17 protein-coding genes are annotated in these 15072 nt (G+C 61.0%); 13 read left to right on the top strand and 4 right to left on the bottom strand.

Annotated elements, in window-relative coordinates:
* The first annotated feature begins 15 nt into the window (after positions 1-15).
* Entirely contained in the window at positions 16-162 is a 147-nt protein-coding gene (locus CVS29_RS18315) for a hypothetical protein (protein ID WP_170120852.1), read from the top strand.
* 556 nt (positions 163-718) lie between these two features.
* On the opposite strand, the gene CVS29_RS00410 is transcribed toward CVS29_RS18315, so the two are convergent.
* Complete coding sequence (locus CVS29_RS00410; protein WP_110104371.1) at positions 719-1492, bottom strand: hypothetical protein; 774 nt, start codon at positions 1490-1492, stop codon at positions 719-721.
* A gap of 133 nt (positions 1493-1625) precedes the next feature.
* On the opposite strand from CVS29_RS00410, the gene truB reads away from it, so the two are divergent.
* The 8 genes from truB to CVS29_RS00370 all read left to right on the top strand — a co-directional run bounded on the left by truB (position 1626) and on the right by CVS29_RS00370 (position 10132).
* Complete coding sequence (gene truB, locus CVS29_RS00405; protein ID WP_110104370.1) at positions 1626-2603, top strand: tRNA pseudouridine(55) synthase TruB; 978 nt, start codon at positions 1626-1628, stop codon at positions 2601-2603.
* Positions 2600-3004 carry a hypothetical protein gene (locus CVS29_RS00400; protein WP_110104369.1) on the top strand — a complete coding sequence of 135 codons (405 nt, stop codon included), beginning with the start codon at positions 2600-2602 and terminating at the stop codon, positions 3002-3004. Before truB ends, CVS29_RS00400 begins: the two co-directional genes overlap by 4 nt.
* Entirely contained in the window at positions 3001-3444 is a 444-nt protein-coding gene (locus CVS29_RS00395) for a hypothetical protein (protein WP_110104368.1), read from the top strand. The genes CVS29_RS00400 and CVS29_RS00395 overlap by 4 nt, the downstream gene beginning before the upstream one ends.
* Positions 3441-4685 carry a GNAT family N-acetyltransferase gene (locus tag CVS29_RS00390; protein WP_110104367.1) on the top strand — a complete coding sequence of 415 codons (1245 nt, stop codon included), beginning with the start codon at positions 3441-3443 and terminating at the stop codon, positions 4683-4685. Before CVS29_RS00395 ends, CVS29_RS00390 begins: the two co-directional genes overlap by 4 nt.
* Before the next feature lie 85 nt (positions 4686-4770).
* Positions 4771-5712: a bifunctional riboflavin kinase/FAD synthetase gene (locus tag CVS29_RS00385; RefSeq protein WP_110104366.1), complete on the top strand. Its 942-nt coding sequence runs from the start codon at positions 4771-4773 to the stop codon at positions 5710-5712.
* Positions 5713-5869: 157 nt separating this feature from the next.
* The gene (gene rpsO, locus CVS29_RS00380) at positions 5870-6139 is read left to right on the top strand and encodes a 30S ribosomal protein S15 (protein ID WP_110104365.1); all 270 of its coding nucleotides are present in this window, start codon (positions 5870-5872) and stop codon (positions 6137-6139) included.
* Positions 6140-6523: 384 nt separating this feature from the next.
* Positions 6524-8764 carry a polyribonucleotide nucleotidyltransferase gene (locus CVS29_RS00375; RefSeq protein WP_110104364.1) on the top strand — a complete coding sequence of 747 codons (2241 nt, stop codon included), beginning with the start codon at positions 6524-6526 and terminating at the stop codon, positions 8762-8764.
* Between the two features lie 3 nt (positions 8765-8767).
* Complete coding sequence (locus CVS29_RS00370) at positions 8768-10132, top strand: M16 family metallopeptidase (protein ID WP_110104363.1); 1365 nt, start codon at positions 8768-8770, stop codon at positions 10130-10132.
* Between the two features lie 60 nt (positions 10133-10192).
* On the opposite strand, the gene CVS29_RS00365 is transcribed toward CVS29_RS00370, so the two are convergent.
* The 3 genes from CVS29_RS00365 to moaA are packed head-to-tail and all read right to left on the bottom strand — an operon-like array spanning position 10193 to position 12008.
* On the bottom strand, positions 10193-10609 hold the full coding sequence (locus tag CVS29_RS00365; RefSeq protein ID WP_110104362.1) for a hypothetical protein: 417 nt from the start codon (positions 10607-10609) through the stop codon (positions 10193-10195).
* A 25-nt stretch (positions 10610-10634) separates the two neighbouring features.
* Positions 10635-10916: a MoaD/ThiS family protein gene (locus CVS29_RS00360; protein WP_110104361.1), complete on the bottom strand. Its 282-nt coding sequence runs from the start codon at positions 10914-10916 to the stop codon at positions 10635-10637.
* 3 nt (positions 10917-10919) lie between these two features.
* Positions 10920-12008, bottom strand: a complete 1089-nt coding sequence (gene moaA / locus CVS29_RS00355) for a GTP 3',8-cyclase MoaA (protein ID WP_110104889.1) — start codon at positions 12006-12008, stop codon at positions 10920-10922.
* A 190-nt stretch (positions 12009-12198) separates the two neighbouring features.
* On the opposite strand from moaA, the gene CVS29_RS00350 reads away from it, so the two are divergent.
* From CVS29_RS00350 to CVS29_RS00335, 4 genes are read left to right on the top strand one after another with little or no spacing between them, the layout of a single operon-like run.
* Positions 12199-13572: a molybdopterin molybdotransferase MoeA gene (locus CVS29_RS00350; protein ID WP_110104360.1), complete on the top strand. Its 1374-nt coding sequence runs from the start codon at positions 12199-12201 to the stop codon at positions 13570-13572.
* Entirely contained in the window at positions 13560-14096 is a 537-nt protein-coding gene (gene moaC / locus CVS29_RS00345; protein ID WP_110104359.1) for a cyclic pyranopterin monophosphate synthase MoaC, read from the top strand. The genes CVS29_RS00350 and moaC overlap by 13 nt, the downstream gene beginning before the upstream one ends.
* Complete coding sequence (locus tag CVS29_RS00340) at positions 14093-14593, top strand: MogA/MoaB family molybdenum cofactor biosynthesis protein (RefSeq protein ID WP_110104358.1); 501 nt, start codon at positions 14093-14095, stop codon at positions 14591-14593. Before moaC ends, CVS29_RS00340 begins: the two co-directional genes overlap by 4 nt.
* A complete protein-coding gene (locus CVS29_RS00335; RefSeq protein ID WP_110104357.1) occupies positions 14583-15068 on the top strand; it encodes a molybdenum cofactor biosynthesis protein MoaE in 486 nt (161 codons plus the stop codon). The genes CVS29_RS00340 and CVS29_RS00335 overlap by 11 nt, the downstream gene beginning before the upstream one ends.
* The last annotated feature ends 4 nt before the right edge of the window (positions 15069-15072 follow it).

Here is a 15072-nt window from a genome sequence, read left to right as displayed (position 1 = left end):
GCGGGGATGATGGTAGTGAGCTTTTTCGTTTCTGATGACGCTGACACCGTTTCCCATCACTTGGGATACGTACGCAGTGTTGATGCTGTCCACGGCAATCACGCTGGCGTCAATGGTGATGGCTTCGGCCGGGAGTACGCCTCACCCAACTGCTCCAGATAGGGTGTCTGCGCCAGGCAAGCGGCCCTGGCATCCCGCACACCGTAAACGGTTTTCCCGTCAGGGTTGTGGCTGACTTCAAAGAAGCTCAAGTCGGCAAGCTGGACACTGTTCCCGCACCCTTGGGAGGCAACCTTCCGAACGGGTGAGGGTTGATGGTGGCCGTGAGGAGCCAGAGCAGGCCCACCGGTCACGGTCAGGGCAAAGACGCATGCGGCTATGATGGCCACAATTCTTCACCTCATATTTTTTCCCTGACAAATCTCCTGTGCTGAAGGACGGGGAATAATCGCAAAAGTTGGTTTCCCTAGGAAAGCAGTGAGCGTGAAAGTCAGCGGGTTCCAACATGCCTGCCTTCTCGGGTGAATAGGATCTTGCCCCCAGAACCATCATTTGGCGTAGCTCAGGGGATCACTGGGGACCGCGCCTGAGTTAGGCAATCCTAAGCCCTGTGCTCTGGCATGGGCAGGAACTAAAAGAGGCTAGTACAAATCCTCACAAGCGTTAAACAACAGCGGGCACCCCCGCCAGGGAGGTACCCGCTGTTTGAAACTAGTTGCTATTTGCCCCAGATGACGGGCTTGTCGCGGTACGGGTTGTCCGAGTAGTTCTCATAGTTGAAGGAAGAGTCAGAGTAGCTGGCTGCCGTTACAGCGTCGCCACCGGGAGCCAAAAAGACACTGCAGCTGGTTTTGGTGGACCCCACAACATAGCTGAAAGCATCGCCGTCGCCCTCTGTCTTGAAGGAACCGGACTTGCAATTGCCCAACGTGCCGAAAACGATTAGTTTCTGGGCTTTGGAACCATCCTTGAGGTGACCGTCCAAGTAAGCGTCGGACATGCCCGCGGTCGGCTTGGAAAGTGATGTCAGCGTTGACTCGTAGAACACGTAGTACGGAGTTTGACCGGCAAACTTGGCTGAATCTTCTAGCTTGGCCAGATCCGCCGGGTCGCCAGCAACAATCTTGGTGACAGTGGTGTCGAAGGTCGCTTCCTTGTACTTATCAGTACCCTGTTCACCGCTGTTGCTGTGCGTCTTTGCCACGTCACCAATCTTCAAATTGGTCCCGGCAGGAGTCAGCTTGCCGTTAGCAGCCGCCGGAGCGGAGGCTTCCTTGGTGGCTGATGGCTCCACTTCCGAACTGCCCCGATCTGAGTCTGAACCATCCGCTGCGCTCTCCGTGGACTGTGCGGTGGCACTTTTCTGCATGGGGATCGGTGTGGGAACGTCCTTGGTCCCTCCCATGCAACCGGTCATGCCCATCATCAAAGCAGCGCCCAAACCCAAGGTTGTTATTGAACGTTTGTACATGCTGGACATTTGCTTGGCCATGATTCTCCGTCTGAAGGGTTTACGCATCTTTAGTAACGCATCTTTAGTAATAGAACGAGCCTAGCCACTGTGACATGGCACGCGCGATGGGGACAACTCACCATGGGGGAGTAGAACCGATATACTTCAAAGCGTGCTTTCTGGACTGGTAATTGTAGACAAACCGCAGGGATGGACCAGCCACGATGTGGTTGGCCGGATGCGAAGGCTCGCAGGGACCCGGAAAGTCGGGCATGCGGGCACCTTAGACCCTATGGCTACGGGAGTTTTGGTGGTTGGCGTCAATAAGGCCACCCGCTTGCTGACGTACATTGTTGGGACCTCCAAAACCTATGAGGCCACCATCCGCCTGGGCGTTGCCACCGTGACCGACGATGCCGAAGGTGAGGTTACTCACACCACCTCCGCCCAAGACGTCACAGAGCAAGCAATCGAGGCGGGCATTGCGGCGTTGCGAGGGCCCATTGAACAGGTTCCCAGTAGCGTCAGTGCCATCAAGGTCAATGGAGAGCGTGCCTACGCCCGGGTACGCGCTGGCGAAGACGTCAAGCTGGCTGCCCGCCCTGTCACCATCCACGAATTTAGAATCCTGGACATCCGCCGCGGCACCACAGATGCGCCCGGCCTGGACATTACGCACGAGCCGCGCAGCGTCAGCTGGGTTGACGTGGATGTTACCGTTAGCTGTTCCTCAGGAACCTACATCAGGGCGCTGGCCCGGGATCTGGGCAATGGGCTGGGAGTGGGCGGCCACTTAACAGCGCTTCGACGCAGCGCCGTGGGGCCGTACAGCTTGGAGCAGGCACGTACGCTAGAAGAGTTGGCAGAGGATCTGCAGATCCTGGACATTGCCGACGCCGCCCGGGCCCTCATGGCCGTCCGTGAACTCACTGCTGAAGAAGCCATTGAATTATCCTTTGGCCGGCGCATCCTCGCCAGCTCCCACGGAAACCACACCGTGGCCGCACCGGCAGCCGCCTTCGCCCCTGACGGAACCTTGGTGGCTTTATTATCCGACGCCGGTAAATACGCCAAGCCTGTTCTGGTCTTCCCACCAGACCCGCCAGCACCTGCCCCAGCGGCAGCGACGGACCCGGAGCCGGGCAAATGACCCTTGATGGCTGGATCATTGCCGGCATGGTGGTGGGAATAGCTTCAACTGTTGTCTGCCTTGTTGCGGCGATTATGAAGAAAAAGCCCAACGATGTCACTCTGCTGTCTTTAGCCGCCGTGGAACTTTTCATTGTGGTCTATGCCATTGCCTCAGGTGTGCGCCTCCTCGGCGCCGAATCACTGGCCGGTGAGGCGTGGGAATTCTGGGGCTATATGTTTACCGCGGCCATGCTTCCGGTGGCCGGTTTCTATTGGGCCATGATGGAACGCACCCATTGGTCCAACTACGTTATGAGCGCCGTGGGCATCACAGTGGTTGTCATGCTGGCCCGCATGGCACAAATTTGGTACGGCATGGCAACGCCCGTCTCAGCATTGCAACCAGGAATTGGATTATGAAAACCAGCAACACAGCGAATACCGGCGACTCCTCCACCGACAGCACCCCGCACGGACGCACCTCGGGGGCTGGGCGGCTACTCATCACTGTTTACGCAGTGTTCGCCATCTCCGCCACGGCCCGTGCCGGGTTCCAGATTGCCACCGCGTTTGCTGATGCGCCCGTGGCCTACCTACTCTCCGCCTTTGCCGCCGTGGTGTACATTGTGGCCACGGTGGCCTTGGCCAAGCCCGGTGCTGGTTGGGCCAAGGTGGCCAGTGCGGCCATCTGCGTGGAACTTGTGGGCGTACTGGTGGTGGGTGCGCTGAGCGTGTTTGATCCGGCCGCGTTCCCGCACGCTACCGTGTGGAGCATGTTCGGTAAGGGTTATGGGTACATTCCGCTCCTGCTGCCGATCATTGGACTGATCTGGCTGTACCGCCACCGCGACGAGAAGTGAGCGAACCGGCGCCCACCCATCCTGTCCTGCCAGTCAATCCTGTCCTGGGTGATGGGAGGACCACGCTGCGTCGTCTGAGAGTGGATGATGCCGTGGCCTTCGCAGCGCTCAACCGGGACCCCCTGAACGTCACATGGACGGGTTCGCAGGCTGATATGAGTGTGCGCCAAGCTGCCTTGATGATCACCGGATCCATTGATTCCGGGTGGGAAACAGGGCACTATCTGCGCTTTGCTATCACGGAGAAACTCGACGGCGTTGACACTCTCGTGGGTACCCTCAGCCTGCAAGAAGTTTTCTCAACCGCCGGAGGCGGATCAGCCAGTGTGGGCATCAAAATGCTCCCCAGTGGACGTGGTACCGGCTGTGCACCCCGGGCCATCACGCTACTGTGTGGCTTTGCCTTTGGAAATTTGGGTCTGGAAATTCTGCACTGGCGCACCACCTCTGGGAACGAGGCCAGTAGTGAACTAGCCCGGCGCACCGGCTTTGTTCACGCCGCCCGCATTCCCGGGTACGGGCGTCTCGCCGGGAGGGTGGCCGATGGCGAGCTGTTCTACCAAGGCCGCGAACAATTCCAAAACGATGCTGCGCCTGCTCCTGAGGAACCCGCCACGCTTGAGCCCGAGTTGCCCGAGCTGCCTGAACTGCTGGGCAGGGTTGCTGCAGCGCCGATTCTTGGCGCCGGAACCATATTGTTGCGGCCCTTGACCATGGCTGATGCGCCGCAACTGGTGGAAAACTGCCGGGATGCCGAGGCTGTCCGCTGGACTACCGTGCCTCTGGAGTATTCCATGGCGGACGCCGAGCATTTCATCAATACGCTGGTCCCGGAGGGGTGGCAGAGCGGGGAAACTCTCACCTTTGCCGCCGTGGACCCTGTGAGCGATGCGCTGTTAGGCGTGGTGGATTTACAATGCAAGGTCCCGGGGGTTGCCTCCGTCGGCATTAACTTTGGCCCGCATGCCCGCGGCACTGGCGCCGCACAGGCTGCCGTTGCGCTCTTGTTGGACTACGCCTTTGATCAACTCAACCTCGCTTATCTGCATTGGCATGTGCTGGCCCCTAACTGGGCCAGCCGGAAGCTTGCCTGGAAGCTCGGCTTCCACTTTGACGGGCAAATCCGTGGGGACTACTGCGATCGCGGAACCCCCAAGGATAGGTGGGTGCTCTCACTGGCCGCAGCTGATGAGCGTTCACCGCAAGAGCCATGGACCGGCCCGGACGCAATCAACAGGTAATCTTGGACAGGGCTGTGCAAACGCCCAAGAACATTGCCCGAGAATGAGCCACCAGGGCGAGCAACTAAGTGGATGAGGAAATGTAGTGCAGATTTGGAATTCTCTGGCAGAAGTTCCCCCGGCGTTTGGCCCTACCGTGGTCACGTTGGGCAACTTTGACGGGCTCCACAAGGGTCACCAGGAAGTCCTTGCCCAGGTGCGTGCCGAGGCTGCCTCCCGTCACGGCGCAGCGGTGGCATTGACCTTTGACCCGCATCCGGCACTGGTCCACCGCCCTGAATCGGCTCCAGAGCAGATCATGGGCCTGGCTGACAAGCTCAGAGCCATGGAAGCTCTGGGCCTGGACGGGGTACTGGTGATGCCCTACAACCTCGAATTTGCCGCCCAAAGCCCCGAAGAGTTTGTGCGCAGCGTGTTCGTGGAAACCCTCGGGGCTGTCGCCGTGGTGGTGGGCCAGGATGTCCGTTTTGGGCGGGGCAACGCCGGTGACCTCAGTACCATGGTGAGTTTAGGCGCAGACCTGGGGTTCGACGTCGTGGTGGTCAATGAGGAAGGCCATGACCGGCGCTGGTCCTCCACTTGGGTCCGGGAGGCACTTCAGCAAGGCGATGTCAGCACAGCCTTGAGCGTTCTTGGCCGCGCCCACACTATGAGCGGGGAAGTGGTTCATGGCGCCGCGCGCGGGCGTGAACTGGGATTCCCCACCGCAAACCTTTCACCCGATGCGTGCGGGATCATCCCCTCCGACGGTGTTTATGCCGGCTGGATGACCGACGGCGCCGGGCACCGCTGGCCGGCAGCCATCTCCGTGGGCTCCAACCCCACCTTTATAGGTGTTAGCCGCCAGGTTGAGGCCTACGTTATAGACAGGCCTGAAGAGCCCGTGGAGGCTTTCAATCTCTATGGTCAGCATGTGGTGGTTGAGTTTGTGCAGCGGCTGCGCGGGATGGTGGCGTACACCGGTCCGGAGGCTCTCATTGAGCAGATGCATCAAGACGTGAGCCAGGCACGGGACATCCTCGCCTGAGTGTTTGATCACCTTGCTTCGACATTGGTGCCTCTTCTGCACTAAACTGAAAGATGGAATCCGGCTGCAGTCCGTGGTGGCTGGAATTTCCTGTGTTTGGCCCAGCATTTGTGTTGGACGCAGGTATTTGTTCACGGCACATTTATAGGAGTTACTTGTGGCATTAGACGCCGCTGTAAAGCAAGAAATCATGCAGGCTTTCGCAACTAGCGAAGGCGACACTGGTTCACCTGAGGTTCAGGTTGCAATGCTCTCACGTCGTATCACCGACCTGACCGAGCACCTGAAGATGCACAAGCACGATCACCACACCCGCCGCGGTCTGATGCTCCTGGTTGGTCGCCGTCGTCGCTTGCTCGGTTACCTCAAGGACACCGACATCACCCGCTACCGTACGCTCATCGAGCGCCTCGGCCTGCGCCGCTAGTCTGCGATACAAGGCGGCCCTCCCATGCCAAGACGCTTGCGTCAACGGCGCGGGAAGGCCGCCTTTCACAGTGTTTGATCAGCTCACAACGTGGGCAACGCTCACACAGTGAAAAACGGGCCAGCCGTTAGCGCACCGGCCCGCAGCATTAGAAGCCCCTATATTTTCAAGGCACTTAAGAGACGCATTCACGCATTCGCGGTCCTCGGTAGTGGCCTCCGGGAAGAAACCTTCAGCGTTTCATGCCCGTGGGCCTCGATCGAAGACCGGGTGTTGTACAGAGAGCCACAGCAGTATCCGGTGGTGTCCTGGGAAGAACGCGGCACAGTTCCTTGGCAGGGGTTCATTAGGTTCATCTACCCAGGAAATGGAGGTGACTCTCACATGGAGGGTCCCGAGATTCAGTATTCAGAAGCCGTTATTGACAACGGCCGCTACGGCAAGCGCGTTATCCGCTTTGAAACCGGACGCCTTGCCCAGCAGGCAGCAGGTGCTGCCATGGTCTACATTGACGAAGACACCGTACTGCTGTCAGCCACCACGGCCGGCAAGCACCCGCGTGAAGGCTTTGACTTCTTCCCGCTGACAGTTGATGTGGAAGAGCGCATGTACGCTGCCGGGCGCATCCCGGGCAGCTTCTTCCGCCGTGAAGGCCGCCCCTCAACGGAAGCCATCCTGGCCTGCCGTCTGATGGACCGCCCGCTGCGCCCGGCCTTCGTCAAGGGCCTGCGCAACGAAGTTCAGATTGTTGTGACTGTTCTGGCAATCAACCCGGACGTGCTCTACGACGTGGTGGCTATCAACGCCTCCTCCATGTCAACGCAGCTTTCCGGCCTGCCGTTCTCCGGCCCCATCGGTGGCGTTCGCGTTGCCTTGATCGACGACGGTGAAGGCCCCCAGTGGGTTGCCTTCCCGAAGCACTCCGAGCTGGAAAACGCCGTGTTCAACATGGTTGTGGCTGGCAAGGTCAGCGGTGATGACGTTGCCATCATGATGGTGGAAGCAGAAGCTACCGACAACTCCTGGAAGCTCATCAAGGAACAGGGCCACCAGGCTCCTACCGAAGAGGTTGTTTCCCAGGGTCTGGAAGCTGCCAAGCCGTTCATCAAGGCATTGTGTGATGCACAGGCAGATTTGGCCGCACGCGCAGCCAAGCCCACCGTTGAATTCCCCGTATTCCTGGACTTCCAGGATGACGTCTACAACGCCGTTGAGGCTGCTGCCGGCACCAAGCTTGCCGCCGTGTTCTCCATTGCCGACAAGCAGGAACGCGACAACGCCTCCGACGCTTTGAAGGACGCCACCCTGGCCGCCCTGGCTGGCGATTTCGAAGGCCGCGAGAAGGAACTCTCAGCTGCTTTCCGTGCGGTCACCAAGCACGTCATCCGCCAGCGCATCCTCACCGAGCAGATCCGCATTGACGGCCGTGGCCTGACGGACATCCGCCAGCTCACTGCTGAAGTTGAAGTTCTGCCCCGCGTGCACGGTTCCGCCATCTTCGAACGCGGCGAGACCCAGATCCTGGGTGTCACCACGCTTAACATGCTCAAGATGGAACAGCAGATTGATTCGTTGTCCCCGGTAACGCGCAAGCGCTACATGCACAACTACAACTTCCCGCCGTACTCCACCGGTGAAACCGGCCGCGTGGGCTCGCCCAAGCGCCGCGAAATCGGTCACGGTGCCCTGGCTGAGCGCGCTCTCATGCCGGTTCTTCCTTCCCGCGAAGAGTTCCCTTACGCCATCCGCCAGGTCTCCGAGGCGCTGAGCTCCAACGGCTCAACGTCCATGGGCTCGGTTTGTGCATCGACTCTCTCGCTGCTCAACGCCGGTGTGCCGTTGAAGGCACCTGTTGCAGGTATCGCCATGGGCTTGGTCTCTGACCAGGTTGACGGCCAGACCCGCTACGCAGCCCTGACCGATATCCTGGGCGCCGAAGATGCTTTCGGCGACATGGACTTCAAGGTTGCCGGTACCGCAGAGTTCGTCACGGCTATCCAGCTGGACACCAAGCTCGACGGCATCCCGGCCTCCGTTTTGGCTGCCGCACTGAAGCAGGCCCGCGAAGCACGCCTGCACATCCTGTCCGTTCTGACCAGCGCCATTGACGTCCCGGACGAGCTCTCCGAGTTCGCGCCCCGCGTCATCGCGGTCAAGATCCCCGTTGATAAGATCGGCGAGGTCATTGGGCCCAAGGGCAAGATGATCAACCAGATCCAGGAAGATACCGGCGCTGACATCTCCATTGAAGATGACGGCACGGTATACATCGGTGCAACGAACGGTCCCTCAGCGGACGCCGCTCGTTCAGCGATCAACGCCATTGCCAACCCTCAGATTCCTGAGATTGGCGAGCGCTACCTGGGCACAGTTGTCAAGACCACCACGTTCGGTGCGTTCATATCGCTCACACCGGGCAAGGATGGTCTGTTGCACATCTCCGAACTGCGCAAGCTGGCCGATGGCAAGCGCGTGGACAACGTAGATGACGTAGTGTCCGTAGGCCAGAAGATTCAGGTGGAAATCACCAAGATCGATGACCGCGGCAAGCTCTCACTCTCACCGGTTGTTGCCGGCGAAGAGGACGCCGTTGAAGAAGCAGCTACCGAAGGTGCTGCTGAATAATTCATGGCTATTACCCTTTTGCCGCTTCTTAGCGCTGCTGACGGCCACGCCGGCAATGACTCCACCATAATTTCCGGACAGGCCGGAGGCGCCGTGGTGCGCCGCTCGGTCCTGCCCGGAGGGGTGCGGGTCCTGACGGAGTCCATGCCAGGACAGCGCAGTGCGACAATCGGGTTCTGGGTTGGTGTTGGCTCTCGGGATGAATCCGAGGGCCAACACGGCTCCACCCATTTCCTTGAACACCTACTGTTCAAGGGCACCAAACGCCGTACGGCCCTTGAGATTGCCTCCGCCTTTGACGAGGTGGGTGGTGAATCCAACGCCGCGACGGCCAAGGAAAGCACCTGCTACTACGCACGTGTGCTGGACACCGACCTGCCCATGGCTATTGATGTCATTGCTGACATGGTCACCTCAGCCGTGATTGATCCGGATGAGCTGGAGCAGGAACGCGACGTCATTTTGGAAGAAATCGCTATGGATGGCGATGATCCCACTGATGTTGCCCATGAAAAATTTGTTGCGGCGGTCATGGGCGAGCATGCCCTGGGCCGCCCCATCGGCGGAACCCCGGAAGCCATCAAGGCAGTTCCTCGCGAGTCCGTCTGGGAGCATTACCAGAAGCACTACCGGCCCGAAACACTTGTCATCACCGCCGCAGGTGGCCTCGATCATGATGTGGTTTGCACACTCGTGCTGGACGCCTTGCGCACGGCCGGCTGGTCCTTGGACGAGGGAGTTGTCCCCGTGCCGCGGCGAGCCAGCGATCCCGCCTCCATCACCGGTACCGCAGGTTTGCTGGTGGTCAACCGCCAGGTAGAACAAGCCAACATCATCTTGGGCTGCCCGTCACTGCGGGCAACGGACCCGCGCCGCTTCGTCATGAGCGTGCTGAATTCAATTCTGGGCGGCGGCATGTCATCACGCCTGTTCCAGGAGATTCGGGAAAAGCGCGGACTGGTCTACTCCACCTATTCCTTTGCCTCCTCCTATGCCGACGCCGGATACTTCGGCATGTACGCAGGCTGCGCGCCAGCCAAGGTTGGCCAGGTTGTTGGCTTGTTGGAAGCCGAGTTGGAGAAGCTGGCCGAACACGGCGTTTCCGACGAGGAGCTGCGCAAGGCCCTGGGTCAGCTCTCCGGAGGCATTGTGCTGGCGTTAGAAGACAGCGGCTCACGCATGTCAAGGCTGGGGCGTGCCGAGCTGGTCACGGGAGAGTACTTCGACATTGACGAGTCCCTCTCTCGCGTCCGCCAGGTGACTGCCGCCGAGGTGCAGGATCTGGCACGTGAACTGGCTGCCGCCCCGCGCACCATCACCGTGGTAGGACCCTTCGAGGAAAACGAAACCTTCGGCCTAGCGCTTTAGGACTTCGGCCCAGCCCGCTCCATTTCTGATGCGAGGTTGAAACGGCGCGGGCCGAGGTGTTCAGCCGCCGGAAACGATCCAGAAGGAGCCGTAGGCACGGCACCCATCGGGTATTTTCCAGTCCTGGGCAATGCCTTGGGCCTGGCCTCCTGCGAGGTTCACCGTGTCGCCGGCGACAGCCTTGTCCGTAGCGCTCAACGCCCCGCTGAAGGTGAGGGTGCCGCCTGACCAGGCTGCTGTATCCTCGGCGAAGACAGGAACCACCGCTTCACCGGCCGCCGAGTCCACGAATGTGCAACGGTCCTCATGGCGCAGTACGCCTGTCAGCAACGCTGAATCACCTTCTGTGCTAGTGGTGGCGGGACGCATGGCAAGGGTAGAGCTCTCGCCAGCTGGGGCGCACGCTGCGAGCGTCCCTGTCACCATCAACACACCAATAACCGCCACCGTCCGCACTGAAGCGCGTAATGAATGCATGGCGCCAAGCTATCAGACGGCGAGTTTATCCTCCAGCAAACGGCGGGAGTACGTCCACCACATCGCCCGGGGAGAGCTGGCGGGATAGGTCCCGGGTGGAAACCTCGTTGACCAGGAAGCTGCACCGGGTCAGGACCTCCGCCAGTGGGGGAGTGTGGCCTGAAGCAGAGACAGGGAAGCTGTCCACGAGGAAAACGGAGAGGTCAGCGAGTGTGAAAGGTGCGGCGCCGGCACCGAAGGCGAGGTCTAACCGCTGCTCTTCAACACCCGTGGCTGCTGCGGCTGCGGCAAAGAATCGAATGTGCATGGCTCATCCTCCAATGGCACTCATGCTGCGGTCCGGTTGGACAAAGTCGGCATCCCCTAGTCCGGGATGTCCCATGCCGTGAGCTTTCGGTTTGGCCCACATGGCGTCCTGCCAGCGGGCGGCGACGGCGTCGTCGTCGTCCTCGGAATCCCCGGCGCGCAAGAGCTCAAGTAGGTCCACCTCGGTGCGGGAGAACAGGCAGCTCATGACCTTGCCCTCAGCGGTGATGCGGGTGCGGCGGCAGTCAGCGCAGAACGGTTCGGTGACGGAGGCAATGATGCCCACCGTACCTAGTAACTGGGAAGTGCCGGCGTGGCGGACCTCGAAGCGCTCAGCGGGCGCACCGTCGCGGGCGCGCGGATCGGGGGAGAGCTCGAAGTCGGTGGCGAGCAGAGCGCGGATTTCCTCGGCGGTGATCATGCCTTCGCGGGTCCAGCCGTGATCGGCATCCAAGGGCATTTGCTCAATAAAACGCAGTTCGTAACCGCGGTCCAGGCTCCATTGCAGCAGTTCCCCCGCAGTGGTGTCATTAATGCCGCGCAGCAGGACAGCGTTGATTTTGATGGGCTTCAAACCGGCCGCCGCAGCTGCCTCAATGCCGGCCTTGACCTGGTCCAGGAATGGGCGCCGGGTCAGTTCAAGGAAGGCATCGTGTTGGATCGTGTCCATGGAAACATTCAGGCGTGTCAGCCCTGCGTCCGCCAGGGCCTGAGCCTTTTTGGCGAGTCCCACACCATTGGTGGTCAGCGAAATGGGCAGTTCTGGGTGGTTGCGGCGAAGCGCTGCAATGATTTCGACGAGGTCTGCGCGTACCAGCGGCTCGCCGCCGGTGAGTCGCAGCTCGCGCACGCCAAGACGGTTCACGCCCAAACCCACGAGCCGAACGATCTCTTCAGCGGTGAGCAGCTTGTCCTTTTTTAGCCAATCCAATCCGGCCTCGGGCATGCAGTACTGGCAGCGCAAATTACATTTGTCGGTCAGTGACAGCCGCATATCTGTTGCCACCCGGCCAAATTGATCCAGCAAGCCGGTCTCCGTACCGCCAAGGCGGGGGGCACCAGATTCTTCGGAGCCGGGGCGCACTTCCGGCATGCCCAGTGACACAGCTTGAGTATCCATGGTTCAACGCTACGCCATTATTGGCTTTCCGGCGCACCTATCGGCTTATAACAGCGAGCGCGGGGCCCTAAGGCGCCTGGATCGCCGTGTTGAACCTCGCGAAGGCCGCGCCCACCTAGGATAAGTGAAGAGAGCGCCGCCGGGCGCACAGGGGAAGGAAACCATGCGCAGAACTGTGGCCGAACATCAGCAGAGCGTTGAGCAGCTTTTACGGCAGTGCTTCTCGGAGCTGCCCGCGTCGGTGCAGAACGACGCCGGAACGCCCGTCCGGTTGGACCGTGCGGTGGGGCGGGTGCTCGTGGCCGATCTTGTGGCCCCCCTTGACCTTCCGCCGTTCGCCAACTCCCAAATGGATGGCTACGCGATCCATACCGGGATTGAACAACCTATAAGTGTTGATAATGGCGAATCAACCATTTACGGTATTGCTCCGGTCATTGCTGCAGGCGCGGTTCCGGCCCCGCTGGCCCCCGGTATGGCCGCTCCGATCATGACGGGGGCGCCCATCCCGGCGGGTGCCAATGCCGTGGTGCCCATTGAGATGGCGGATCCCAACCGCTTTGGTGCGGGGGACACGGTCCGCTTGCCGGCTGCCGCGGCAGGGCGATTTGTCCGGGCGCAGGGCTCTGACGTACAGCGCGGAAGTGTTGTCATTACGGCGGGAACCGTGCTGAACGCGGCGCACATGGGCCTCGCTTCGGCGTTAGGCCTCACTGAGCTGACGGTCCGGCGCCCGCTCCGCGCTTTGTTACTGACCACGGGGGATGAGGTACTGACACCGGGGGATCCTGCCGCGGCCCAAGGATTGCCGGCGGGAATGATCTACGACGCCAATCAGGCGCTGTTGCGTGCCTGCCTAGAGGAAGCCCGGATCGAGGTGCTAACAGCCACCACGGTACGTGATGACCCCGCCGAATTGCTGGCGCTTCTGGCCGCTCATACCCGGCCACCTGCCAACGCCACCAACACCACCGGCGCAACTGAGGCCACCGACTCAACTGGGGACGCCGACTCAACTGGGGACGCCGACGCCGGGTCCCCGCCAGCATGCGATCTCATCATTTCCGTGGGCGGCATCAGCGCCGGTGCCTTTGAAGTGGTCAAACAGGCCCTGGGTACGGCAGCGGACGCTGCCGTGGAATTCGTCTCGGTGTCCATGCAGCCAGGGGGACCTCAGGCGGCGGGCACCTTCCGGGGCATCCCTTTCCTCGGCTTTCCCGGGAACCCTGTCAGCGCCTTCGTCTCATTTGAGATGTTCCTGCGCCCGGCCTTGACTGCTCTGTTGGGAGCGCCCGTGCCACGTCAACGGGTGGTGGCCGTCCTGGAACACGCTATGACCTCACCCTTAGGCAAGCACCAGGTCCGGCGCGGAATTTACTCTGGTCCTGAGTTTGAATCTGCCCCGTCAGTGCGTGAAGTAGGGGCAGAGTCCTCCCACCTGCTGGGGGCCCTGGCGCAAGCCAATGCCCTGATCCAGCTCCCAGCCGGAGCCACTGAATTACAGGCCGGCGCAAAAGTGGAAGTATGGCTCTTGTGACTAATTCAGATTCTCCTTCTCTCACCCATTTGCGCCAGGATGGCACGGCAGCCATGGTGGATGTCTCCGCCAAGGCCGTGACCACCCGCGAGGCCACCGCCACCGGAACCGTCACCACCACCGCAGAGGTCATGAAACTGCTCGGCTCCGGTGGACTGCCCAAGGGCGACGCCTTGGCCGTGGCACGGGTGGCTGGGATCATGGGCGCCAAAAAGACACCGGAGCTGGTGCCGCTGTGCCACCCGCTGCCCATCTCCAAGGTCACGGTGGACTTTGACCTCGGGGCCACCACCGTCACCATCTTTGCCACCGTGAAAACACGCGGCGTGACAGGGGTTGAGATGGAAGCCCTGACCGCCGTTTCAGTGGCTGCCTTGAGTGTTTATGACATGATCAAGGCCGTGGACAAGCATGCTGTTATCTCCGGTATCCAGGTCCTGGCCAAGAGTGGCGGCAAAAGCGGAGACTGGAGCGTCGAGCTCCCGGCCGCTCCCACTGTGCCCTCAGAAGGAGCCACGGCATGAGCGCCTGCGAGCCCGGCACCTCCTTGGGGAGCGCCGCCGTCGTCATTGCCTCCACCCGGGCGGCACTGGGCGTCTATGAGGATAAAACCGGCCCCATCATCACTGATTGGCTGCGCGAGCATGGCTTTGACACCCAGCCGCCCGTCATCGTCCCGGACGGTGCGCCCGTGGGGGCGGCGTTGCGGGCCGTGCTGAACCAGCATCCTGCTCTCATTATCACCAGCGGGGGAACGGGTCTGAGCCCCACCGACGAAACTCCGGAGATGACGTTGCCCCTGCTGGAGCGCCAGATTCCCGGGCTCATGGAGGCCATCCGTGCCGCCGGGCTGGCTAAAACCCCCATGGCAGCGCTGAGCCGCGGCCACGCCGGAACCGCCGGGAACACCGTGATTGTGAACCTGCCAGGTTCCCCGTCCGGTGTCATGGACGGGCTGGCCGTGCTGGATCCCATCATCATCCATCTTTGTGAGCAAGTAGGCGGACGCCATGGGCATTAATATCCAAACCATTTACGCAGGCCTCAGCGCCGAACCGATTTCCGTAGATGCCGCCATCGCCGCCGTTGAATCTGACACCGCCGGGGCCGTAGTGACCTTTAGCGGCGTGGTCCGCAACCACGACGGCGGCCGTCAGGTTGCGCGGCTAAGCTACAGCGCGCATCCACTCGCCCAGGGCGTACTGGAGAAAATTGTGGAATCCTTTTACGAGGGGACACAGGACCCCAGCGGACACCCCGTGCGGATGTGGGTGGCGCACCGCGTAGGCCCGCTGGAAATCGGAGAGCCAGCGCTGGTGTGCGCCGTGGCCTCCTCACACCGGCGCGAATCCTTTGAACTCTGCTCGGTGCTCGTGGAGAGAATCAAGGCCGAGGTACCTATCTGGAAGGAACAATTCTTCACCGACGGCACTGCCGAATGGGTGGGTGCAGGGGCGGTGCCGGACCTGGAACAGGGCTTCGCGGAAAACCAGTAGGCTT

The organism is Arthrobacter psychrochitiniphilus (assembly GCF_003185915.1).
Taxonomy (GTDB): domain Bacteria; phylum Actinomycetota; class Actinomycetes; order Actinomycetales; family Micrococcaceae; genus Specibacter; species Specibacter psychrochitiniphilus.
This window is presented reverse-complemented; position numbering and strand designations above follow the sequence as displayed.

Excerpts from the sequence above, each read along its gene's own strand:
- CVS29_RS00350 (WP_110104360.1), top strand. The coding sequence starts at position 12,199 with ATGCGCAGAACTGTGGCCGAACATCAGCAGAGCGTTGAGCAGCTTTTA.
- CVS29_RS00360 (WP_110104361.1), bottom strand. The coding sequence starts at position 10,916 with ATGCACATTCGATTCTTTGCCGCAGCCGCAGCAGCCACGGGTGTTGAA.
- CVS29_RS00370 (WP_110104363.1), top strand. The coding sequence starts at position 8,768 with ATGGCTATTACCCTTTTGCCGCTTCTTAGCGCTGCTGACGGCCACGCC.
- CVS29_RS00375 (WP_110104364.1), top strand. The coding sequence starts at position 6,524 with ATGGAGGGTCCCGAGATTCAGTATTCAGAAGCCGTTATTGACAACGGC.
- moaA (WP_110104889.1), bottom strand. The coding sequence starts at position 12,008 with ATGCCGGAAGTGCGCCCCGGCTCCGAAGAATCTGGTGCCCCCCGCCTT.
- moaC (WP_110104359.1), top strand. The coding sequence starts at position 13,560 with ATGGCTCTTGTGACTAATTCAGATTCTCCTTCTCTCACCCATTTGCGC.
- CVS29_RS00400 (WP_110104369.1), top strand. The coding sequence starts at position 2,600 with ATGACCCTTGATGGCTGGATCATTGCCGGCATGGTGGTGGGAATAGCT.
- CVS29_RS00395 (WP_110104368.1), top strand. The coding sequence starts at position 3,001 with ATGAAAACCAGCAACACAGCGAATACCGGCGACTCCTCCACCGACAGC.
- CVS29_RS00340 (WP_110104358.1), top strand. The coding sequence starts at position 14,093 with ATGAGCGCCTGCGAGCCCGGCACCTCCTTGGGGAGCGCCGCCGTCGTC.
- CVS29_RS00365 (WP_110104362.1), bottom strand. The coding sequence starts at position 10,609 with ATGCATTCATTACGCGCTTCAGTGCGGACGGTGGCGGTTATTGGTGTG.
- CVS29_RS00335 (WP_110104357.1), top strand. The coding sequence starts at position 14,583 with ATGGGCATTAATATCCAAACCATTTACGCAGGCCTCAGCGCCGAACCG.
- CVS29_RS00410 (WP_110104371.1), bottom strand. The coding sequence starts at position 1,492 with ATGGCCAAGCAAATGTCCAGCATGTACAAACGTTCAATAACAACCTTG.